This is a genomic window from Serratia sp. YWN4 (assembly GCF_055790845.1).
The window spans coordinates 301,161-323,201 of sequence record NZ_CM147696.1 but is presented as its reverse complement, the minus strand read 5'-3'; the positions used below and the strand labels follow the sequence as shown (position 1 = coordinate 323,201).

At 55.9% G+C, this 22,041-nt stretch carries 17 protein-coding genes; 13 read left to right on the top strand and 4 right to left on the bottom strand.

The genetic code is table 11. The annotated features are described in order from the left end of the window. The first annotated feature begins 239 nt into the window (after positions 1-239). From greB to ACX9GT_RS01430, 5 genes are all read left to right on the top strand, one after another. Positions 240-716, top strand: coding sequence for a transcription elongation factor GreB (gene greB, locus ACX9GT_RS01450; RefSeq protein ID WP_473189512.1), 477 nt, complete (start codon positions 240-242; stop codon positions 714-716). 93 nt (positions 717-809) lie between these two features. Continuing rightward, complete coding sequence (locus ACX9GT_RS01445; protein WP_473189511.1) at positions 810-3,146, top strand: Tex family protein; 2,337 nt, start codon at positions 810-812, stop codon at positions 3,144-3,146. A gap of 274 nt (positions 3,147-3,420) precedes the next feature. Then, positions 3,421-3,642 carry a ferrous iron transporter A gene (gene feoA / locus ACX9GT_RS01440; RefSeq protein ID WP_473189510.1) on the top strand — a complete coding sequence of 74 codons (222 nt, stop codon included), beginning with the start codon at positions 3,421-3,423 and terminating at the stop codon, positions 3,640-3,642. A gap of 81 nt (positions 3,643-3,723) precedes the next feature. After that, the gene (gene feoB / locus ACX9GT_RS01435; protein WP_473189509.1) at positions 3,724-6,039 is read left to right on the top strand and encodes a Fe(2+) transporter permease subunit FeoB; all 2,316 of its coding nucleotides are present in this window, start codon (positions 3,724-3,726) and stop codon (positions 6,037-6,039) included. Continuing rightward, a complete protein-coding gene (locus tag ACX9GT_RS01430; protein ID WP_473189508.1) occupies positions 6,039-6,272 on the top strand; it encodes a FeoC-like transcriptional regulator in 234 nt (77 codons plus the stop codon). The genes feoB and ACX9GT_RS01430 overlap by 1 nt, the downstream gene beginning before the upstream one ends. 44 nt (positions 6,273-6,316) lie before the next feature. Here the strand turns inward: ACX9GT_RS01430 and ACX9GT_RS01425 are convergent, their stop codons facing one another. Together ACX9GT_RS01425 and bioH are read right to left on the bottom strand one after the other, a co-directional pair. After that, entirely contained in the window at positions 6,317-6,601 is a 285-nt protein-coding gene (locus ACX9GT_RS01425) for a YdgH/BhsA/McbA-like domain containing protein (protein ID WP_473189507.1), read from the bottom strand. 247 nt (positions 6,602-6,848) lie between these two features. Beyond that, entirely contained in the window at positions 6,849-7,619 is a 771-nt protein-coding gene (gene bioH / locus ACX9GT_RS01420) for a pimeloyl-ACP methyl ester esterase BioH (protein WP_473189506.1), read from the bottom strand. Between the two features lie 43 nt (positions 7,620-7,662). Here bioH and gntX point away from each other — a divergent pair, with 43 nt between their 5' ends. Both gntX and nfuA read left to right on the top strand, forming a co-directional pair. Then, positions 7,663-8,346, top strand: coding sequence for a DNA utilization protein GntX (gene gntX, locus ACX9GT_RS01415; RefSeq protein ID WP_473189505.1), 684 nt, complete (start codon positions 7,663-7,665; stop codon positions 8,344-8,346). Positions 8,347-8,404: 58 nt separating this feature from the next. Continuing rightward, positions 8,405-8,980, top strand: a complete 576-nt coding sequence (gene nfuA / locus ACX9GT_RS01410; RefSeq protein WP_473189504.1) for a Fe-S biogenesis protein NfuA — start codon at positions 8,405-8,407, stop codon at positions 8,978-8,980. A 39-nt stretch (positions 8,981-9,019) separates the two neighbouring features. On the opposite strand, the gene malQ is transcribed toward nfuA, so the two are convergent. Next, the gene (gene malQ / locus ACX9GT_RS01405; RefSeq protein WP_473189503.1) at positions 9,020-11,101 is read right to left on the bottom strand and encodes a 4-alpha-glucanotransferase; all 2,082 of its coding nucleotides are present in this window, start codon (positions 11,099-11,101) and stop codon (positions 9,020-9,022) included. 9 nt (positions 11,102-11,110) lie between these two features. Continuing rightward, positions 11,111-13,516 (bottom strand): maltodextrin phosphorylase, encoded by a 2,406-nt coding sequence (malP, locus tag ACX9GT_RS01400; protein ID WP_473189502.1) that lies wholly within the window; start codon positions 13,514-13,516, stop codon positions 11,111-11,113. Positions 13,517-14,062: 546 nt separating this feature from the next. On the opposite strand from malP, the gene malT reads away from it, so the two are divergent. The 6 genes from malT to glpD all read left to right on the top strand — a co-directional run bounded on the left by malT (position 14,063) and on the right by glpD (position 22,008). Next, on the top strand, positions 14,063-16,777 hold the full coding sequence (gene malT / locus ACX9GT_RS01395) for an HTH-type transcriptional regulator MalT (protein WP_473189501.1): 2,715 nt from the start codon (positions 14,063-14,065) through the stop codon (positions 16,775-16,777). Positions 16,778-17,042: 265 nt separating this feature from the next. Then, on the top strand, positions 17,043-18,020 hold the full coding sequence (locus ACX9GT_RS01390) for an autotransporter family protein (RefSeq protein WP_473189500.1): 978 nt from the start codon (positions 17,043-17,045) through the stop codon (positions 18,018-18,020). Between the two features lie 98 nt (positions 18,021-18,118). Beyond that, positions 18,119-18,445 carry a thiosulfate sulfurtransferase GlpE gene (gene glpE, locus ACX9GT_RS01385; RefSeq protein WP_473189499.1) on the top strand — a complete coding sequence of 109 codons (327 nt, stop codon included), beginning with the start codon at positions 18,119-18,121 and terminating at the stop codon, positions 18,443-18,445. Between the two features lie 145 nt (positions 18,446-18,590). After that, entirely contained in the window at positions 18,591-19,427 is an 837-nt protein-coding gene (gene glpG / locus ACX9GT_RS01380) for a rhomboid family intramembrane serine protease GlpG (protein WP_473189498.1), read from the top strand. A gap of 74 nt (positions 19,428-19,501) precedes the next feature. After that, entirely contained in the window at positions 19,502-20,260 is a 759-nt protein-coding gene (locus tag ACX9GT_RS01375; protein WP_459400433.1) for a DeoR/GlpR family transcriptional regulator, read from the top strand. Positions 20,261-20,499: 239 nt separating this feature from the next. Further along, on the top strand, positions 20,500-22,008 hold the full coding sequence (glpD, locus tag ACX9GT_RS01370; protein ID WP_473189497.1) for a glycerol-3-phosphate dehydrogenase: 1,509 nt from the start codon (positions 20,500-20,502) through the stop codon (positions 22,006-22,008). Positions 22,009-22,041 lie beyond the last annotated feature (33 nt).

The following is a 22,041-nucleotide window of genomic DNA, read 5'->3' as shown; positions in this document are numbered from 1 at the left end:
CATTCTAGCCGAAATTGTTACAAAGCTTATTCTTTTGCTCAGATATCAACTGTTTTCACTTAAGTATCGGGCCAGGGCTCATCAAAAAAACCCTTGCTTGCGCTTGTTTACACCGGCAGCAGAAAATCCCAAAGCAGTGGTTTTGGCAGTGTACCGTAGAGATACCGATAAAAAACTCACCCAATGACCCGTTTATGCGAGAATCCCCAGATTAACGGCTGACTGCAAGGTGGATAACGATGAAAACATTGCTGATTACCCGTGAGGGGTACGACAAGCTGAAGCAAGAACTGGACTTTCTTTGGCGTGAAGATCGCCCGGAAGTGACCAAGAAAGTCACCTGGGCCGCCAGCCTGGGTGACAGAAGTGAAAACGCCGATTACCAGTACAACAAAAAGCGGCTGCGTGAAATCGATCGCCGCGTGCGCTACCTCACCAAATGCCTCGAGCAGTTGAAAATCGTTGATTATTCGCCGCAGCAGGAAGGCCGGGTGTTTTTTGGTGCCTGGGTGGAGATCGAAAACGATGAGGGTGAGATCAAGCGCTTTCGTATCGTCGGTTACGATGAGATTTTCGGCCGTAAAGACTACATCTCCATCGATTCACCGATGGCCCGCGCGCTGCTGAAAAAGGAAGTGGGCGATAGCGCCACGGTGCAAACGCCTGCCGGTGAAGCGTTTTGGTCGGTCAATGAGATCACCTATGTGAAAGAGTAAAGGAGCATGTCAGCCCGCTGCGCTGGCATTTTATCCCTGCAAACCGTATAACTATCCCCCTCTTGATTATCGTGCTGAACAGATACCCGACTTATGAATGACCCACTGAGCCGCATTATTGCAACAGAATTGCAGGCCCGGCCGGAGCAAGTTGACTCCGCCATCCGCCTGCTGGATGAAGGTAATACCGTGCCGTTTATCGCACGCTATCGTAAGGAAGTCACCGGAGGCCTGGACGACACCCAACTGCGCCAGTTGGAAACCCGCCTGGGTTACCTGCGTGAACTGGAAGATCGCCGCCAGACCATCCTCAAGTCCATCGACGAGCAAGGTAAACTGACCGAACAACTGGCCGGGGCAATTAACGCCACCCAGAGCAAAACCGAACTCGAAGACCTCTACCTGCCGTATAAACCCAAACGCCGCACCCGTGGCCAGATCGCTATTGAAGCCGGTCTGGAGCCGCTGGCCGACTTGCTGTGGCAAGATCCGCAGCAACAGCCAGAACAGGCGGCCGAACGTTATGTCGATGCCGACAAGGGCGTTGCCGATGTCAAAGCGGCGCTAGACGGTGCGCGCTATATCCTGATGGAGCGCTTCGCCGAAGATGCCACGCTGCTGGCTAAAGTGCGCGACTACCTGTGGAAAAACGCCCATCTGGTGTCCAAGGTGGTGGAAGGCAAAGAAGAGGAAGGCGCGAAATTCCGCGACTACTTCGATCACCACGAACCGATTTCACAAGTGCCTTCTCACCGTGCGCTGGCGATGTTCCGTGGCCGCAATGAAGGGGTACTGCAACTGGCGCTGAATGCCGACCCGCAGTTTGAAGAAGCACCGCGCGAAAGCCAGGGCGAGTTGATCATCATCAACCACCTGAACCTGCGGCTGAATAACGCACTGGCCGATGCTTGGCGCAAAGCGGTGGTTAACTGGACCTGGCGCATCAAGGTGCTGTTGCACTTGGAAACCGAACTGATGGGCACCCTGCGTGAGCGTGCGGAAGACGAAGCGATCAACGTTTTCGCCCGCAATATGCACGATCTGCTGATGGCCGCCCCGGCCGGTATGCGCGCCACCATGGGCCTGGATCCAGGCCTGCGTACCGGTGTCAAAGTGGCGGTGGTCGATGCCACCGGCAAGCTGGTGGCGACCGATACCGTCTATCCACACACCGGCCAGGCCGCCAAAGCGGCTGCGGTGGTTGCCGCATTGTGCATTAAGCATAAAGTGGAACTGGTGGCGATCGGCAACGGCACCGCCTCCCGTGAAACCGAGCGTTTCTTTGCCGAACTGCAACAGCAGTTCCCAGAGGTCAAAGCGCAGAAAGTGATCGTCAGCGAGGCCGGTGCTTCGGTGTATTCCGCCTCCGAACTGGCGGCGCTGGAATTCCCGAATCTCGATGTTTCGCTGCGCGGTGCAGTGTCTATTGCTCGCCGCTTGCAGGATCCGCTGGCCGAACTGGTGAAGATTGACCCTAAATCCATCGGCGTTGGCCAATACCAGCATGACGTCAGCCAAAGCCAGTTGGCGAAGAAGCTGGATTCAGTGGTGGAAGACTGCGTAAACGCCGTGGGTGTTGATCTGAATACCGCGTCCGTGCCTTTATTGACCCGCGTGGCCGGTTTGACGCGCATGATGGCGCAGAACATCGTCACCTGGCGTGATGAGAACGGCCGTTTCAGCAACCGTGAACAGCTGCTGAAAGTCAGCCGTCTGGGGCCAAAGGCCTTTGAACAGTGCGCGGGCTTCTTGCGTATCAACCACGGTGATAACCCGCTGGATGCCTCAACCGTTCACCCGGAAACCTACCCGGTGGTGGAACGCATTCTGGCCGCCACCCAGCAGGCGTTGCAGGATCTGATGGGCAACTCGAACGCCATCCGCAACCTGAAAGCCAGCGATTTTACCGATGAGAAATTCGGTGTGCCAACGGTGACCGACATCCTGAAAGAGCTGGAAAAACCGGGCCGCGATCCGCGCCCAGAATTCAAAACCGCCACCTTTGCTGAAGGCGTGGAAACGCTGAACGATCTGCAAGTCGGGATGATTCTGGAAGGTTCGGTCACCAACGTCACCAACTTCGGCGCGTTTGTGGATATCGGCGTGCATCAGGATGGCCTGGTGCATATCTCCTCGCTGGCAGATAAATTTGTGCAGGATCCACACACCGTGGTGAAAGCCGGTGATATCGTCAAAGTGAAGGTGATGGAGGTCGATCTGCAACGCAAGCGTATTGCACTCAGCATGCGCCTGGATGAGCAGCCGGGCGAAGGTTCATCGCGCCGTGGCAGCAACAGCGCTCCAGCACGCGACAACGCTTCACGCGCGCCTGCCAATAAAGCCGCGAAACCACGCAGCACCAGCACCACACCGGCCAACAACAGCGCCATGGGTGACGCTCTGGCTGCCGCATTCGGCAAAAAACGCTAAGCCTAACGGCAGAGGGTGGCGCTCACTCCGCCCTCTGCCACACAATATTTCCACTAATTTTTGATACACCGCAAGAAAGTAGTACAATTAGCGGTCAATAACCCTGTTTTTTGTATTGATTACGATAATCGTTCTCACTATTATTGTGTTGCGTGTTTATTGGGCCATGCCATGGCTCAGCTGTTTTGGCTCTATTTACCTCCTCGGGTAGCCTGGGCAAAACTGTTCTGAAAGTGCGTTCCAACGGGAACGCTTTGATCACCAAGAAGGTAATATGCATCTTCTTCCTAAACAGACTTATAAAATTACCGGTTTCTCCAGTGAAATCAGCCCCGCTTACCGGCAGAAGCTGCTGTCGCTCGGGATGCTGCCCGGCTCATTATTTGAAGTAGTCCGCATTGCACCACTCGGCGATCCAATAGAAATAAAAACCCGCCGCGTCAGCCTGGTGCTGCGGAAAAAAGATTTGGACCTGATCCTGCTCGACGGCCAGTAATCACACGCCGCCCCCCGCCTCAGGCTTTTGCCGTGCTTCTGCGCATGGCCGGTACTTAATTTACTGATATCACGTTGGATTATGAAAAAAATCACCATTGGCTTGATAGGTAATCCGAACTCAGGGAAAACCACACTGTTCAACCAGCTTACCGGTGCGCGCCAGCGGGTCGGTAACTGGGCCGGGGTTACGGTTGAACGCAAGGAAGGCCAGTTTGCTACAGCGCAATCGCAGGTCACTCTGGTCGATTTGCCCGGCACTTATTCGCTCACCACCATCTCCGAACAGACTTCTCTTGACGAGCAAATCGCCTGCCATTACATCCTGAGTGGCGATGCAGACTTGTTGATCAACGTGGTAGACGCGTCAAACCTGGAGCGCAACCTTTACCTGACGCTGCAACTGCTGGAGCTGGGCATTCCCTGCATCGTGGCGCTGAACATGCTGGATATCGCCAGAAGCCAGCGTATCGAGATTGATCTTGCGGCCCTGTCTGAGCGCTTGGGTTGCCCGGTCGTACCGCTGGTTTCCACCAAAGCCGACGGCATTGGCGTGCTGAAACAGATGATCGACGGTCATCGGTTCAATCAGCTCAAAGCGTTGGTGAATTACCCGCCGCTGCTGCTGCATGAAATCAATCGGCTGACCGATGCCATGCCGCAGAACTTGCCCACCGAACAGCGCCGCTGGCTGGCGCTGCAAATGCTGGAAGGGGATATTTATAGCCACCAGTTGGCCGGAGATGCCGTCGCTTTACTGCCGGATGCCAGGCAAGCGCTGCAACAGCAGCAGCAGGAAGATCCGGCACTGGTGATTGCCGATGCCCGCTATCAGTCGATCGCCACCCTTTGCGATGCCGTCAGCAACGCGCAGCAAGCCCTGCCGAACCGCCTGACCGAAATGCTGGATAAAGTGATCCTCAACCGCTGGCTCGGCGTGCCGATTTTTCTGCTGGTGATGTACCTGATGTTTCTGCTGGCGATTAACATCGGTGGTGCGCTGCAACCGATCTTCGATCTCGGTTCGGCGGCCATCTTTATTCAGGGGATCCAATGGATCGGTTATACCCTGCATTTCCCAGAATGGCTGACCATTTTCCTGGCGCAGGGCGTCGGCGGCGGTATCAATACCGTGCTGCCGCTGGTGCCGCAGATCGGCATGATGTACCTGTTCCTGTCCTTTCTGGAAGACTCCGGCTACATGGCACGCGCCGCCTTTGTGATGGATCGCCTAATGCAGGCGCTCGGCTTGCCGGGGAAATCCTTCGTGCCGCTGATCGTCGGTTTCGGCTGCAACGTACCGTCGATCATGGGGGCACGCACGCTGGATGCCCAGCGTGAACGCCTGATCACCATCATGATGGCTCCGTTTATGTCCTGCGGTGCGCGGTTGGCGATCTTCGCCGTATTCGCTGCGGCGTTCTTCGGCCAAGATGGCGCTGGCGTGGTGTTCTCGCTGTATATGCTGGGTATCGTGGTCGCTATTCTTACCGGTCTGGTGCTGAAATACACCATCATGCGCGGTGAAGCGTCACCGTTCGTCATGGAGTTACCGGTCTATCACGTACCCCACCTGAAAAGCCTGCTGTTGCAGACCTGGCAACGCCTGAAAGGTTTTGTGCTGCGCGCCGGGAAAGTGATCGTCATCGCCAGTATCTTTATTGGCGGCCTGAACAGCTTCTCGTTCAGCGGCAAGCCGGTAGACAGCATCAATGATTCAGCGCTGGCCTCGGTTTCCAAAGTGCTCACACCGCTGCTGCAACCGATGGGCGTGCATAGCGATAACTGGCAGGCGACCGTCGGCCTGGTCACCGGAGCAATGGCCAAAGAAGTGGTGGTGGGCACGCTCAACACGCTGTACACCGCCGAACACATCACCAATCAGCCGTTCGACGCCGCCAATTTCAACCTGCTGGATGAATTGGCGGCCGCCCTAGATGAAACCTGGCAGGGTCTGAAGGGCACTTTCAGCCTCAGCGTACTTGCCAACCCGATCGAAGCCAGCAAGGGCGATGGTGAAATGGGCGCAGGCTCCATGGGGGTAATGAGCAGCAAATTCGGCACCTCAATTTCTGCTTACAGCTATCTGATCTTCGTGCTGCTGTACGTGCCGTGCGTTTCGGTGATGGGTGCGATTGCCCGCGAATCGAGCCGGGGTTGGATGACCTTCTCCATCCTGTGGGGGCTGAATGTGGCCTACTCGCTGGCCACCCTGTTCTACCAGGCAGCAACCTTTAGCCAGCATCCGCAATACAGCCTGGTGGTGATCCTGTCGGTACTGGCCTTCAATGCCCTGCTGTTGCTGGCATTACGTAAGGCTCGTAGCCGCGTGACCATCCGCCTGCGCAACGCAACGCCTGCCGCCTGCTGTCAAAACCCGCAAGGTGATTGCCACTGATGGCCAGCCTGTTACAGATCCGTGATGCGCTCGCCTTGCAGGGCAGCGCTCAGGCGCAGCAGTTGAGCCACCAATTGGCAACGCCGCTGCCGCTGGTTGAAGCCATGCTGGAGCGTTTAACCGATCTGGGTAAAGTGGAGCGTATCGAGCAGGATAACAGCGAATGCCTGAGCGGCAGCTGCAAGCGCTGCCCGGAAAGATGCAGTACGGTAGTTTATCGCTTGAAAAACTAGAGACAAAAAACAGGGGCGCACGCTATGCGCCCCTCGTTAGCAGATTATTTCTTATCTTTGTACACTTCGGCGGCCGCACTGAACTTGCCGTGCTCGCGAGCAGCCACAACCACGTAGTACTGCCCACCTTTCTCGTCAGCCAGTTTGGACAATTCCTCTTTCAAGTCCATTGGATCGGTGGCTTGGGCAGTTGAAGTGATCATGCCAATTTTCTCGTACTTGCCTGGTGCCTTATCCAAATCTTCCTGAGTGAGCAATGTTGCCGCCATTGTGCTGAAAGACGCGAAACCCACAACCAATGCTGCAACCGTCATCTTCAATGATTTCATGACCATACCTCTAAGCGGATAAATGAGTTGTTATGAAAGCCGTTAACAATAAATAAAGGATCGATACGCCACGACATGCAACAACCCCAGTGAAAAATACATGCAGTTTTCTCACCGTTCGCCACACATCTAGCCCTTCATATATCGAATCAGCCTGCTTTTTTATCCGCCAATTAGTTGACCTTGTAGCGCTATTTTGTGCCTTTTTTAGCCGCAATCAGGGTGATATCAGCGCGAAGCCGCGCGCCTACCGGGTTGCAGCAAATTGATTAATAATGCTGGTGAATTCTTCAGGGTGAGAGATAAAAGGCGCATGGGCCGCTTTAGGGATCACCACCGAAGATGACTGTGGCCACCACTCATCCAGCAGTGCTGCCACCTTGCGTGGCACCAAACCATCCAGGTAACCATAAATGCGCAGCACCGGCATCGCTGGTTTGGCCAATTGCTGCCGCTGATCCACGGTACGCAGCATATCAAGCCCGCTATTGAGCACCGCGACACCCGGTGTCGGTTGATTGAGCACCACGGCTTTTAACAGGCGCGCATCCTGGCGGGCACTTTCGGTCCCCAAGGTTTGCAGCGCCAGAAAGCGCTCTACGGTACGGTTGAAATCCTCGCTGAGCTGCTGCTTGAAACCGCTCAGCACTTCTGGGCGGATCCCCGGCCAGTCATCCTGCGCAGCAAAGCAGGGCGAAGAGGCCACGGTAATCAACCCTGCTACCCGCTCAGGCTGCATCAGTGTAATCTGCCCGGCCACCAGCCCGCCCAATGACCAGCCCAGCCAATACGCGCGCGCGGGGGCTGCCGCCAGCAGGATTTCCGCCATCTGTTGCAGCGATAACGCGCCATAACCCTGGCTGCGGCCATAACCCGGCAGATCGACCAGGTGAACCCGAAAATGCGGCGTCAATCGCGCCAATGTGCAACCCCATACTTCAGCGTTCAATCCCCATCCGTGCAGCAGCACAAGATCGCAATCGCCCTCGCCCATTGTTTGCCAATACAGCGCTGTCATCAGTTATTGTCCTTCTGAACTCGTTCCGTCACGGAGGACGGCTATGCTATCAATCTACAGCCGCTGTTGGCTATGTCGGCAACCATTACGGCTGATGCAGCAGGGCATTTGCAGTTACTGCCTGCGCGAACTGCCCGCCAAACCCATCAGTTGCCCACGCTGTGGTTTACCTAGCGGCGATCCGCACCAGCCTTGTGGCCGCTGCCTGCAACGGCCACCGCCCTGGCAGGCACTGGTTTTTGCCACCGACTATCGCCTGCCTATCAGTAGCTTAATCAAGCGTTTCAAATTCCAGCGCACGCCGGAACTGGCCCCAACGCTGGCGCGGTTGCTCCTGCTGCATTGGCTGCAAGCGCACCGAGAGCAACATCTGAACAAACCGGACATCATTTTAGCGGTACCCTTACAGGATCGGCGTTGTTGGCGCAGGGGTTACAATCAGAGCGATCTGCTGGCCCGGCCACTGGCACACTGGTTAGGGTGTGAATATCGGCCCGCCGCGCTGCGCCGGATCAGGGCTACCTCGCCACAGCAGCAATTAATCGCCCGCGCGCGGCGGCGCAATTTACGCGGCGCATTCCGTTGTGATGAAAATCTGGCAGGAAGGCATATAGCGCTGCTGGATGATGTGGTGACCACCGGTAGCACGGTGGCAGAAATCGCTAAATTATTGCAGAAACAGGGCGTCGCATCATTGCAGATCTGGTGCGTCTGCCGCACATTGTAGTACCACCGCAATGGGCGTATTATATCCTACTATAGCAGTCAACTATTGAGTCAATGCCATGATCCGTATAACAGATGCAGCACAGGAACATTTTGCCAAACTGTTGGCAAACCAAGAAGAAGGCACCCAAATCCGCGTATTCGTGATTAATCCGGGTACACCAACGGCTGAATGCGGTGTCTCTTATTGCCCGCCCGATGCGGTAGAAGCGACAGACACCGAACTGAAGTTCGAAAAGCTGTCTGCCTACGTCGATGAATTAAGCACGCCGTATCTGGAAGACGCCGAAATCGACTTTGTCACCGATCAACTCGGTTCCCAGCTCACGCTGAAAGCGCCAAACGCCAAAATGCGCAAAGTCGACGACAATGCCCCGTTGATGGAACGTGTGGAATACGTGCTGCAATCGCAGATCAACCCGCAGTTGGCGGGCCACGGCGGCCGCGTTACGCTGATGGAAATCACCGATGACGGGCTGGCTATCCTACAGTTTGGCGGCGGTTGCAACGGTTGTTCGATGGTCGACGTGACGCTGAAAGAAGGGATCGAGAAAGAGCTATTGCAGAAGTTCCCAGAACTGAAAGGGGTACGCGATCTCACCGAGCATCAGCGTGGCGAACACTCCTATTATTGATGTGTATAGGGCGCCAATACGGCGCCCTAACTTAATACATTATCCAGCCGACACCTTCTTGCGCCGTTTATCCAAATCCTTCAGTAAACGATTCACATGCCGATCGGCAAACATCTCTTCCAGCGTATGGCTCAGCTTGCGCCGCCAGTTTGGATATTCATTGCTGGTGCCTGGGATATTGACCGGATCGGCCATATCCAGCCAATCCTCCGGTTGCAGGCCCAGCAGCGCGCTGGCGCTGTCCGCTACGTAGCGCTGCAACCCGCGGTTCAGCAACGGACTCATCGCCAACAAGGAGGCCTTTTTACCCACCTTCTGCGGCACACAGCCGTAACGGTGCAACCCATCCAGCAAGCCCTGCTTGGCGCGTTCACGATCGGCAAACAGCGTTTTGAGCACCTCGGCATCCGGGTATAGCCCCAGCGTTTTCCCCAGCGTCAAATCACCGCTTTGCCAGTAGCCGCGCAGCGTGGGCAGATCGTGCGTGGTAATGGTGGCCATCGCCTGCACCGGATAAGACTGCGGCGCACGGAACTGGCTTTCGCTATCACGTTCGAAATACAGCACCTTGTAGGAGTAAACCCCGCTGTCACGCAGCTTGCCGACGATCTCCACCGGTACGGTGCCGAGATCTTCACCAATCACCATGCAGCGATGACGCTGGCTTTCCAGCGCCAACAGCGCCAGCAGATCGTCAACCGGATATTTGACGTAAGCCCCGTGATCGGCGGTTTCACCGTAAGGGATCCACCATAAACGCAACAGCGCCATGACGTGGTCGATGCGCAAAGCGCCACAGCTGGTCATGTTGGCGCGCAGCAAATCGATAAACGGCTGATAGCCGCGCGCCACCATCACATGGGGATCCATCGGCGGCAGACCCCAGTTTTGCCCCAGCGGGCCAAGGATATCCGGCGGAGCCCCGACAGACGCCCCCAGGCAATACAGCTCACGTTCACACCAGGTTTCAGCGCCGCCTTCTGCCACGCCCACCGCCAGATCGCGATAGAGGCCGATCGGCATCTGCTGCGCCTGGCTCTGGCCAAAACACTCAGCAAACTGGCTGGCGGCCAGCCATTGCAGCCACAGATAGAAGGTCACTTCATCCGTGTGCTGTTGGCAGAAAGCCGCTACCGCGGCCCCATTGCCCTGCCGGTATTCTTCCGGCCAAGCTGGCCAGCCCCACATGCTGTTATCGTTGGCAGAAAGATGCGCATGCAGCGCATCATAGGCCGCCTGTTGGTACAGGCTGCTGCCTCCTTCACTCACGAAACGTTCAAACGCCTGCTTCAACGCATCGCTGGCTTTGCGGGCCTGAAACTGTGGAAAAGCCAGCTTCAGCGCCGCCAGCTTCAACTGGGTGACCGCGCTGTAATCCACTTGCTCACTGCTGCGCGCTTTCGCCAGCAGCTTCTGTGTCGCCGCCTTCTGCCACCATTTCTGCGCGGCTGTGCTGTGCTGGAAATCCTCCACCGCGTTGACGTCGATATACACCACGTTCAACCAACGCCGTGAAGAGGGGCTGTAAGGGCTGGCACTTTCCGGATTGGCCGGATACAGCGCATGGATCGGGTTCAGCCCAACAAAGGCACCGCCGCGTTCCCCCACTTCGCTGACCATCACACGCAGATCGCCAAAGTCACCGATGCCCCAGTTACGATCGGAACGCAACGTGTAGAGCTGCACACAGGCACCCCACAGTTTTTTTCCGGTCAGCAAGGCCTTAGGTTCATAGCAGCGTTTCGGCGCGACAATCAACCGACACTGCCATTGTTGCTCGCCCTGCGTCAGTTGGAGCTGGTGATAGCCCTGCGGCAGTTTCCCCGCCAGGGTCAAGGTTTTGCGCGCGCTGGCACGGCCCTGTTGCTGGCTACCGTCCTCGCATTGCAGCACCCAGTGGTACTCACCGCTGCCGCCCAGCGGCAAAGCCACCGGGTTGCCGTGATAAAACACTTTCACTACCGGTAACGGCACTTCCTCCGGGCGAAGCGAGGCGTTGCTCATGGCATCCAGCAGCTTACGCTTGGTTTCCGGCGAGATAGCCTGCTGTTTACCATGGGTATTGATGTAATCAGCCGCAATCCCTGCCTGAGAGGCCGCCTGATCGATACCTTTACTCATTCGTACTCCTTAACGCTTGGCTTGCCAGATGCGCTGCTGGTAGTCACGGATCGAACGATCGGAACTGAACATGCCCACGCGCGCGGTGTTAAGGATGGTACGGCGCGTCCATTCGTCGCGGTCACGATACAGTTGGTCTACCTGCCGTTGAGCTTCACAGTAGGAAGCGAAGTCTGCCAGCACCAGATACGGATCGCCACCTTCCAGCAGGCTGTGCAGCATCAGATCGAAGGCGTGCTTGTCGCCATGGCTAAAGGCACCGCTGGCCAGTTCATCCAGAATCGCTTTCAGGTGTTTGTCTTTCTTACGGTAACTCAGCGGATCATAACCCTTCTTCAGCAACGCTTTAACCTGTTCCACGGTATTGCCGAAAATAAAGATATTGTCTTCGCCCACCTGCTCGGCGATCTCGACGTTGGCACCGTCCAGCGTCCCAACGGTCAAGGCTCCGTTCAGCGCCAGCTTCATATTGCCGGTGCCGGAAGCCTCTTTACCGGCGGTGGAGATCTGCTCAGAGACATCGGCCGCCGGGATCATCAGCTCTGCAACCGAAACGCGATAGTCAGGAATAAACACCACTTTCAGACGATCCTTCACGATCGGATCGTTGTTGATCTTCTCCGCTGCCTGGTTGATCGCATAGATGATATTTTTTGCCAGGTAGTAACCCGGAGCCGCTTTGGCACCGAACAGGAACACGCGCGGCGCGATATCCAGATGCGGGTTATCGCGCAGTTGGCGATACAGCGACAGGATATGCAGCAAGTTCAGGTGCTGACGTTTGTATTCATGCAGACGTTTGATCTGCACGTCGAAGATGGCATCCGGGTTGAGCGTCAGGCCCATCACGCTATGCACGTAATTGGCCAGAGCCACCTTGTTATCGCGTTTAATCTGCTGATACTGCTGGCGGAACGCCGCATCGTCAGCATACTTTTCCAGGCCTTTCAGCGTATCCAGATCGTTGGCCCACTCCACTTTCAACGTGTTGTCGATCAGGCCGGACAACGCCGGGTTGCACTGCTTCAACCAGCGGCGCGGCGTGATACCGTTGGTGACGTTGTGGAATTTGTTCGGCCACAACTGGTGATATTCCGGAAACAGATCCTTCACCACCAGATCCGAGTGCAGCTGCGCTACACCGTTAACCGCAAAACCGCTCACCACGCACAGGTTCGCCATGCGTACCTGCTTGTTGTGGTGTACCGCCAGTTTGGCCCAAACGGCGTCATCGCCCGGCCAATGTTGGTCCACCAGCTTTTTAAAGTTGGCGTTGATCTGCTTGATGATGGTGAAATGGCGTGGCAGCAGGCTGCGCACCAGTTTTTCGTCCCAGCACTCCAGGGCTTCCGGCATCAGCGTATGGTTGGTATAGGCAAAGGTCTTGCTGGTGATCGCCCAGGCCGCATCCCAATCCATCTGATGTTCATCCAGCAGGATGCGCAGCATTTCCGGAATGGCGATAGTGGGGTGGGTGTCGTTCAACTGGATCACTTCGTACTTCGGCAGATCGGCAATCTTGCGGCCCGCCTGATGGTGTTTACGCAGGATATCCGCCACCGAACAGGCGCACTGGAAATACTGCTGCATCAGGCGCAGGCGTTTGCCAGCCTGATGATTATCATTCGGATAGAGCACTTTAGTCAGCTTGGCCGCTTCAACGCCCTGCTTTTCTGCCTGCAAGAATTTGCCATCGTTGAAATCATTCAGATCGAACGGATGCGCGTGCGTTGCCTGCCACAGGCGCAGCGGCTGAGTCACCCCGTTGCGGAACCCCAATACCGGCAGATCCCAGGCTTCGCCGCGCAGGGTGAACTCCGGGTGCCACAGTTCGCGGCCATCGGCCAGTTTTTCCACCTTACCGCCGATACCAACATCCACCGCCAGCGCCGCATTATGGCGGAACCACGGATAGCTTTCGCGCTGCCAGTTGTCTGGCGCTTCCTGCTGGTGGCCCTCTTTGAACGACTGGCGAAACAGCCCGTACTGATAGTTCAGGCCATAACCGGTGGCCGGTTGTTCTACCGTCGCCATCGAATCGAGGAAGCAGGCCGCCAAGCGCCCTAACCCGCCGTTACCCAGCGCCGGATCGGTTTCCTGCTCCAGTAAATCCGCCAGTTTGACGTCCTGCTCGGCCAGCGCCGCTTCAACCGTATCGTACCAGCCGAGGTTGATCAGGTTATTGGCGGTCAGGCGGCCAATCAGGAATTCCATCGAGATATAATTCACGTGGCGCAGCGATTTGCTGCTTTTACGCGGTGCAGGCTGTGCCGCCAGTTGCTCGGCAAGCGCAGCACTGACGGCCTCCCACCACTGATGTTGGGTCATCTGCTGTGCGGAACTGAGGCCAAAACGCTGCCACTGACGAGTCAGCGCAGCCAGAAAAACGTCCTTTTTAAGCATAGACTGTGACATAGGGAAAACTCTCTATCCGATAAATGGGCCAATTTTTCGCTATCGTGCCGGGGAGAACGCGCAACGGCATCATCCCGCCTGGGGATTAGCGAGGGAGGAGGGTTGGGGCGTAGTCGGAATTGTGATCTCGGGCACTTTTTACCCCCCGAAAAGGGGGCCAACATCGCCTATCAGGGCTACCGTTGCGCACAAAAACAGCGGCAGGATGCTGTGCTATGACGTTAACATAGTGACTTCGGCCGTTGAAGTTTTGTACTGACCTCGTCATGCGACAACATTGCCACTACAGTTACCCAGTGCCATTAAACGTCTCGATAAAAAACGTCTTGGTTGCGGGGCATAAAAAAGTGTGACCGATAGCAACTTAACTCCAAGCCAAAGCGTAAGCTTGTTGCAATACGTTTGGCGATGTTCGAAGTTATTGAGGGGGATTAATTACGAGCCACAAAATAATTAATTGCCACCCCGGTCCCGAAGAAGATTCGCGACAAAAAACCTTCGGGCAGTCCTTCGGCGGCGGGAACCGCACTTTACATCTGGAATATTATGCTGATCCCATCAAAACTGAGCCGTCCGGTACGGCTGCAAAATACCGTGATACGCGATCGCCTGCTGGTCAAATTAGCCAGCGCTGCAAATTATCGCCTGACATTGGTCAATTGCCCGGCAGGATATGGAAAGACCACGCTGGTTGCCCAATGGGCGGCGGGCAAATCGGATCTGGGGTGGTACTCACTGGATGAAAGCGACAACCAGCCAGAGCGCTTCGCCAGTTACCTGATCGCCGCATTGCAGCAGGCCACCGGCGGGCACTGCGTGAAAAGCGAGGCGCTAAGCCAAAAACACCAGTACGCCAGCCTGTCTGCGCTGTTCGCTCAGCTGTTTATCGAGCTTTCCGACTGGCATCACCCCCTGTATCTGGTGATTGATGATTATCATCTGATCACCAACGATGTGATCCACGAAGCGATGCGCTTTTTCCTGCGCCATCAGCCAGAAAACCTGACGCTGATCCTGCTGTCGCGCACGCTGCCCGCTCTCGGCATCGCCAACCTGCGGGTGCGCGATCAACTGCTGGAATTAAGCACGCAGCAGTTGGCCTTTACCCACCAGGAAGCCAAGCAGTTCTTTGACTACCGCTTGAGTTCACCGCTTGAACACCACGACAGCAGCCGCCTGTGCGACGAAGTGGAAGGATGGGCCACCGCATTGCAGTTGATCGCGCTGTCTGCCCGCCAGTCCACCTCTTCCGCTCAGCAATCCGCCAAGCGTTTAGCCGGGCTGAATGCCAGCCATCTTTCCGATTATCTGGTGGATGAGGTGCTGGATCGCGTCGATGCCGATGCCCGCGCCTTCCTGTTGCGCTGCTCGGTTTTGCGCTCGATGAACGACGCGCTGATCGTGCGCCTGACCGGCGAAGATAACGGCCAACAGCGCCTCGAAGAGTTGGAACGCCAAGGGCTGTTTATCCACCGCATGGACGATACCGGTGAGTGGTTCTGTTTCCACCCGTTATTCGCCTCATTCCTGCGCCAGCGCTGCCAGTGGGAACTGGCGTTGGAGCTGCCGGGCCTGCATCGTGCCGCCGCCGAAGGCTGGCTGGCGCTCGGTTACCCAGCAGAGGCCATCCACCATGCGCTGGCGGCCAGCGACGTCAGCATGTTGCGCGATATCCTGCTGCAACATGCCTGGTCGTTGTTCCACCACAGTGAGTTGGCGCTGCTGGAAGAGTGCCTAAAGGCACTGCCGTATGAACGGTTGATCCAAAGCCCGAAACTGGCGTTGTTGCAGGCTTGGCTGGCACAAAGCCAGCACCGCTACAGCGAGGTCAACACCCAGTTGGAACGTGCCGAACAGGCCATGCACGAACAGAAAATCGCTATCGATCAAACCCTGCATGCCGAATTTGATGCATTGCGCGCGCAGGTGGCGATCAACGCTGGCAAGCCGGAAGAGGCCGAACGGTTGGCCACCGAGGCGCTGAAGTTCCTACCGCTTTCCAGCTATTACAGCCGCATCGTGACCACCTCGGTCACTGGCGAAGTTCACCACTGCAAAGGCGAGTTGGCGCGCGCGCTGCCGATGATGCAGCAGACCGAACAGATGGCACGCCGCCATCAGGCTTATCATTACGCGCTGTGGGCGCTGTTGCAGCAAAGCGAAATTCTGATCGCCCAAGGCTTCTTGCAGGCCGCTTACGAAACGCAGGAAAAAGCCTTTGAGCTGGTGCGCGAACAGCATCTGGAGCAGTTGCCAATGCATGAGTTCCTGCTGCGTATCCGCTCGCAGGTGCTCTGGTCGTGGTCACGGCTGGATGAAGCCGAAGATGCGGCGCGTGAAGGGTTGAAGGTGCTGGCCAACTACCAGCCACAGCAGCAGTTGCAATGCCTGGCGATGCTGGCGAAATGTTCACTGGCACGCGGCGATCTGGATAATGCCAATAGCCACCTGCTGCGTTGCGAAGTCCTGCTGCACGGCTCGCAATATCACCGCGATTGGCTGACCAACGCCGATAAACCCCGGGTGATCCATTGGCAGATGACCGGAGACACCGCCGCGGCCGCCAACTGGCTGCGCCATACCGAAAAACCGGGCATGGCGAACAACCACTTTATGCAGGGCCAGTGGCGCAATATTGCTCGCGTGCAGATTATGCTCGGCCAGTTCGAAGAAGCCGAAGTGGTGCTGGACGAATTGAATGAAAACGCCCGCCGCCTGCGGCTGGTGAGCGATCTCAATCGCAACCTGCTGCTCAGCAATCAGCTTTACTGGCAGATGGAGCGCAAAGGCGACGCGCAACGGGTGCTGATCGAAGCGCTGGCGCTGGCAAACCGCACCGGGTTTATCAGCCACTTTGTGATTGAAGGGGAAACCATGGCGCAGCAACTGCGCCAGTTAATCCAACTCAATACGCTGCCCGAGCTGGAGCAGCACCGCGCGCAACGCATTTTGCGTGATATCAACCAGCACCATCGCCACAAATTTGCCCATTTTGACGAGAGTTTCGTTGATAAACTGCTAACCCACCCGCAGGTGCCAGAGCTGATCCGCACCAGCCCGCTGACCCAACGCGAATGGCAGGTGCTCGGCCTGATTTATTCCGGTTACAGCAACGAGCAGATCGCCGGTGAACTGGCGGTAGCCGCCACCACCATTAAAACCCATATTCGTAATCTGTATCAGAAACTGGGGGTTGCCCATCGGCAGGAAGCGGTGCAGCAAGCACAGCAACTGCTAAAAATGATGGGCTATGGGGCATAACGGGGAATTAACGGCATTCGGTGTTCAGCCGCTTTGTGAGCTGAACACCGCCGCTTGAAAATTGACGGGTATATAGCCAAAATAATCCGTGTTGCTTGTAAGCAGCGGCCCCGAAGGGGCAAGGCCCAGCATGCGCTGAGTCACGCAGCCAACACCCAAACAACTTGAAATATGACGGGTGTCTTCTTATTTTGTAACATACCCAATGACATTAGCTCTTGCTCTAAGTAATATTGCCTAATATTTTCCATAAGGAGTTGGAATAATGGCAATAACCAGGATGTTTCTAATTACCGCTGGCCTTTCTTGCGCTATTTCCCCAGCAATAGCCAGTGAAGATACGACCACCGATTATAGCTATCGCGCCGATGCAGGTACTTATCTGGGTAATCAGATAGCCGCACGCTCATTATTTTCCCAAACCTTGCACCAACGGAAAACATCACCAGGCAGCGATCAGTTATGGTTACGTGCCTCCACTTACCACACCAAAAACCTGAGCGCAGCCGATGATAATCTGCCGATCGATATGAATCGCCAGGTGTTCCAGTTAGGTGGGGATATTTTCGCGTTACAGCAGGAAAACGAAGAGTGGACCTTGGGCCTCATGACGGGATATGGCCGCGCTGATACCGAATCGCACTTCGCAAACTCCACATCTGACGGCCGAGTAAACGGTTATTCTGTCGGGATTTATAGCACTTGGTATCAAGACAGTAAAAACCATGACGGCGCTTATATTGACTCGTGGCTACAGTATTCCTGGTTTAACAATAGTGCGGGGCAAGAGGATTACAACAGCAACAATTTTAGTCTCTCTTTAGAAACTGGTTATGCTTTCCAACCTTTCTCTGAGTGGGAATTGATTGTCGAGCCCCAGCTTCAGCTTATCTATAATGATTTCCGTACCGATAATTATCGTGATGCCACAGACACATTCATTCGGCAGAGTGATGCACCAGATTTCACTTCGCGGGCAGGCATCCGTTGGTATAGCAACCAAGACGACAATATTACCGCCTATCTGGCCACCAACTGGTGGCACAATAATGGCAGCAATGCGGTCTATTTTAATGACTCGCGAGTAGAAGCCGGTTCCCTTAATAATCTATTCGAAGCGAAAGTCGGCATAAAAACACCAACTTCCAGTCAATTCCAGCTCTGGATGGAAGGGGGCACCACCATGGGCAGCAACAGTTATCAGGATTACGGCGCCTCATTGGGCCTAAGCTATCGCTGGTAACCTGCCTGCCGGAAAACCCACAGGGTTGCTCTGGTCATAAATGGGGTGGATTTGGTTACACTAATCAGATCCCCCCAATTACGAGGCAGTCTGAAGTCATGGAACAGTTTGAAGCGATCGGCGTTGAGCAGGCCCATACCCGCTGGAAAGAAGGCAGCGCAGCGCTGGTCGATATCCGCGATCCGCAAAGTTTTGCCGCTGGGCACACGCCGGGCGCATTTCATCTTACCAACGCCAGCCTGCCGCTTTTTATGCAGCAAAATGAGTTCGAGCGCCCGGTGATGGTGATGTGTTACCACGGCAACAGCAGCCGCAGCGCGGCGCAGTACCTGCTGCACCAGGGGTTTGACGCGGTTTACAGCATCGACGGTGGCTTTGAAGCCTGGGCACGCCAGTTCCCGCAGGATGTCGAAACCTCCGCGTGATTCTTTACAGGCCGTTCATGTGGGCGGCCTGCTCAATTCTCCGCTGTTTTTATCGCTGCGTTCAGTATTTCAACGGTATAATCTGCCATCAATGCCGCAGAGGGTTAAACTCGCGGATAAAATCATCTACTTAGACGGAAAATCCATGGTTCGAGTGATCGCCGTATCCAACCCTCGTCTGGCACAAGCCTTTGTTGATTACATGGCAACGCAAAATATCCCGCTTGAGATCCGCAATACCGGCGAAGCGGCAGAAATCTGGCTGGCGGACGACGGCCACTTGGAACAGGTGCAACATGAGTTGCAGCAGTTTCTGCTCGACCCTTTGAATAGCCGCTATCAGGCGGCCAGTTGGCAGGCGGGCAGTACCGACGCCGGTTTGCACTACCAACAATTCTCTTACCTGCAAATTATCCGCAGCAAAGCCGGGCCGCTGACGCTCACGGTCATGTCACTGTGTATTCTGGTGTATATTCTGATGCAGATACTGGGGGATGACACCGTGATGTACTGGCTCTCCTGGCCGCAGAACAGCTCGCAATACAGCCAACTGTGGCGCTGGTTCAGCCATGCGTTCCTGCACTTCTCGCTGTTGCACATTACCTTTAACCTGCTCTGGTGGTGGTATCTTGGCGGCCCGGTAGAAAAACGCCTCGGCGCGGGAAAGCTGTTTGTGATCGCCGTGGTTTCGGCCTTTTTCAGCGGCTGGGCGCAATCTTTGTTCAGCGGTGCGCTGTTTGGTGGGCTTTCCGGCGTCGTTTACGCGCTGATGGGCTACGTCTGGCTGAGCGGTGAACGCAATCCGGAAGGCGGCCTCAATCTGCCACGCGGTTTGATGGTGTTTTCCGTGCTGTGGCTGGTCGCTGGCTATTTCGATATTTTAGGAATGTCGATCGCCAATGCGGCACACGTAGCCGGTTTAGTGTTAGGGTTATTAATGGCATTCTGGGATACGCGTCATCGCACGCATAACGAAAAATAATTTACTCTGCGGATTTCGGGCGGCAGCCGATAAGTCGGCGGCTTGAAAGACACCGGGCGTTTTAGGGGATTATCGTGAAGCAGACACAGCGTCATGACGCCATTATCGAATTGGTGCGTCAGCAGGGTTACGTCAGTACGGAAGAGTTGGTCGAGCATTTTGCCGTCAGCCCGCAAACTATTCGCCGTGATTTGAATGACCTGGCCGATCAGAACAAGATACAACGCCATCACGGCGGCGCGGCGCTACCGTCCAGCTCGGTCAATGCCGCCTACCACGATCGCAAAGTGATGTGGTCCGAAGAGAAAGCGCGCATCGCCCAACGCGTCGCCAGCCAGATCCCCGATGGCGCCACGCTGTTTATCGATATCGGCACCACCCCGGAAGCGGTGGCCCATGCGCTGATGAATCATAAAAACCTGCGTGTCGTGACCAACAATCTGAACGTCGCCACCCTGCTCACCGCCAAAGAGGATTTCCGTCTGATCCTGGCCGGTGGCGAAGTGCGTACCCGCGACGGCGGTATTATGGGTGAGGCCACGCTGGACTTTATTTCCCAATTCCGCCTGGATTACGGCATTCTCGGCATCAGTGGGATCGATATGGACGGCTCGCTGCTCGAGTTCGATTATCATGAAGTACGCACCAAACGCGCAATTATCGAAAACTCCCGCTGCGTGATGCTGGTGACTGACCACTCCAAGTTCGGCCGTAATGCGATGGTTAACCTGGGCAATATGAACCTGATTGATTACCTGTTTACCGACCAGGCTCCGCCGCCGAGCGTAATGAAGATCATCGAGCAGTACGACGTGCAGTTGGAACTCTGCTAACCCCCTCCCCTATCCACCCTCTCCACCGTGGAGAGGGAACTGAAGCGTTCTCCTAAAAGAGGCAGAGCGGCACAGCGATACCCCTTCAGTTTGTATACCTATCATCACTGAATCGTTACCTCTATCACGCAAAAATGTTTTTGTTTGGTTAACTCTTGGCTTGTTTGTTGGTTTCTGATTACAATGATGAGCGAAAACGAACATTAAAGAGCTATTCCGAACATCTGGAGGAAGTTAACGTGGAAACCAAAGACTTGATCGTGATCGGTGGCGGCATTAACGGTGCTGGCATCGCGGCAGATGCGGCCGGGCGTGGGCTGTCCGTTCTGCTACTGGAAGCGCAAGATTTGGCCTGTGCGACATCTTCCGCCAGTTCAAAACTGATCCACGGTGGCCTGCGCTACCTGGAGCACTACGAATTCCGCCTGGTGAGCGAAGCACTGGCCGAGCGTGAGGTCCTGCTCAAACTGGCACCGCACATCGCCTTTCCAATGCGCTTCCGCCTGCCGCACCAACCGCATTTACGCCCAGCCTGGATGATCCGCACCGGCCTGTTCCTGTACGATCACTTGGGTAAACGCACCAGCCTGCCAGGCAGTAAAGGTTTGCGTTTTGGACCAGAATCGGTACTGAAGCCGGAATTAACGCGCGGTTTCGAATATTCAGACTGCTGGGTAGACGATGCACGCCTAGTGGTATTGAACGCGCAGGAAGTGGTTGAACGTGGCGGCGAGGTGCGTACCCGCACTAAAGTCACCCGCGCCTGGCGTGAAAATGGCCTGTGGATGGTGGAAGCCACCGATATCGACAGCGGCAAAACCTTGACCTGGCGCGCCAAAGGGTTGGTCAATGCCACCGGCCCGTGGGTGAAGCATTTCTTCGACGACGGCCTGAAACTCAAATCCCCTTACGGTATCCGCCTGATCAAAGGCAGCCACATTGTGGTACCGAAGGCGCATAACCAGCCGCAGTCTTACATTCTGCAAAACGAAGATCACCGCATTGTGTTCGTGATTCCATGGCTGGATGACTTCTCCATCATCGGCACCACCGACGTGGAATACCACGGCGATCCGAAAGACGTGAAGATCGACGACAACGAAATCGACTATCTGTTGAAGGTATATAACGATCACTTCAAGAAACAACTGGGCCGTGACGATATCGTCTGGACCTACTCTGGCGTGCGCCCGCTGTGTGATGATGAATCGGATTCGCCGCAGGCGGTCACCCGCGACTACACGCTGGATGTCCACGACGATCAGGGCAAGGCTCCCCTGCTTTCCGTGTTCGGCGGCAAACTCACCACCTACCGTAAGCTGGCTGAGCATGCGATGGAAAAACTGGCGCATTACTACCCTGGCGCTGGCCCGGCGTGGACCAAAAATGGCGCGCTGCCCGGTGGCGACATCGGCGGCGATCGTGACAGCTATGCCGCCAAACTGCGCCGCCAGCACAGTTGGCTGCCAGAGTCGCTGGCGCGCCGCTACGCCCGCACTTATGGCAGCCACAGCGAACTGATCCTGGCGAACGCCGGTAGCCTGAGCGAACTGGGCGAAGACTTCGGTCATGGTCTGTATGAGGCGGAACTGAACTATCTGGTGGAGAAAGAGTGGGTGGTTGAGTTGGATGATGCCATCTGGCGCCGCACCAAGCTGGGCATGTGGCTCGATCAAGCACAGCAGGCGCGGGTGAAAACCTGGCTGGCAGAACACGCGAAACCGAAAGCGCTGTCGCTGGCCTCTTAATCTCAAGAAAAAAAGAGAGGCCCAGCACGCTGA

What these genes read in the sequence shown, in the direction of transcription:
- greB (WP_473189512.1), top strand. Translation starts at nt 240, where the DNA reads ATGAAAACATTGCTGATTACCCGTGAGGGGTACGACAAGCTGAAGCAA.
- ACX9GT_RS01445 (WP_473189511.1), top strand. Translation starts at nt 810, where the DNA reads ATGAATGACCCACTGAGCCGCATTATTGCAACAGAATTGCAGGCCCGG.
- feoA (WP_473189510.1), top strand. Translation starts at nt 3,421, where the DNA reads ATGCATCTTCTTCCTAAACAGACTTATAAAATTACCGGTTTCTCCAGT.
- feoB (WP_473189509.1), top strand. Translation starts at nt 3,724, where the DNA reads ATGAAAAAAATCACCATTGGCTTGATAGGTAATCCGAACTCAGGGAAA.
- ACX9GT_RS01430 (WP_473189508.1), top strand. Translation starts at nt 6,039, where the DNA reads ATGGCCAGCCTGTTACAGATCCGTGATGCGCTCGCCTTGCAGGGCAGC.
- ACX9GT_RS01425 (WP_473189507.1), bottom strand. Translation starts at nt 6,601, where the DNA reads ATGAAATCATTGAAGATGACGGTTGCAGCATTGGTTGTGGGTTTCGCG.
- bioH (WP_473189506.1), bottom strand. Translation starts at nt 7,619, where the DNA reads ATGACAGCGCTGTATTGGCAAACAATGGGCGAGGGCGATTGCGATCTT.
- gntX (WP_473189505.1), top strand. Translation starts at nt 7,663, where the DNA reads ATGCTATCAATCTACAGCCGCTGTTGGCTATGTCGGCAACCATTACGG.
- nfuA (WP_473189504.1), top strand. Translation starts at nt 8,405, where the DNA reads ATGATCCGTATAACAGATGCAGCACAGGAACATTTTGCCAAACTGTTG.
- malQ (WP_473189503.1), bottom strand. Translation starts at nt 11,101, where the DNA reads ATGAGTAAAGGTATCGATCAGGCGGCCTCTCAGGCAGGGATTGCGGCT.
- malP (WP_473189502.1), bottom strand. Translation starts at nt 13,516, where the DNA reads ATGTCACAGTCTATGCTTAAAAAGGACGTTTTTCTGGCTGCGCTGACT.
- malT (WP_473189501.1), top strand. Translation starts at nt 14,063, where the DNA reads ATGCTGATCCCATCAAAACTGAGCCGTCCGGTACGGCTGCAAAATACC.
- ACX9GT_RS01390 (WP_473189500.1), top strand. Translation starts at nt 17,043, where the DNA reads ATGGCAATAACCAGGATGTTTCTAATTACCGCTGGCCTTTCTTGCGCT.
- glpE (WP_473189499.1), top strand. Translation starts at nt 18,119, where the DNA reads ATGGAACAGTTTGAAGCGATCGGCGTTGAGCAGGCCCATACCCGCTGG.
- glpG (WP_473189498.1), top strand. Translation starts at nt 18,591, where the DNA reads ATGGTTCGAGTGATCGCCGTATCCAACCCTCGTCTGGCACAAGCCTTT.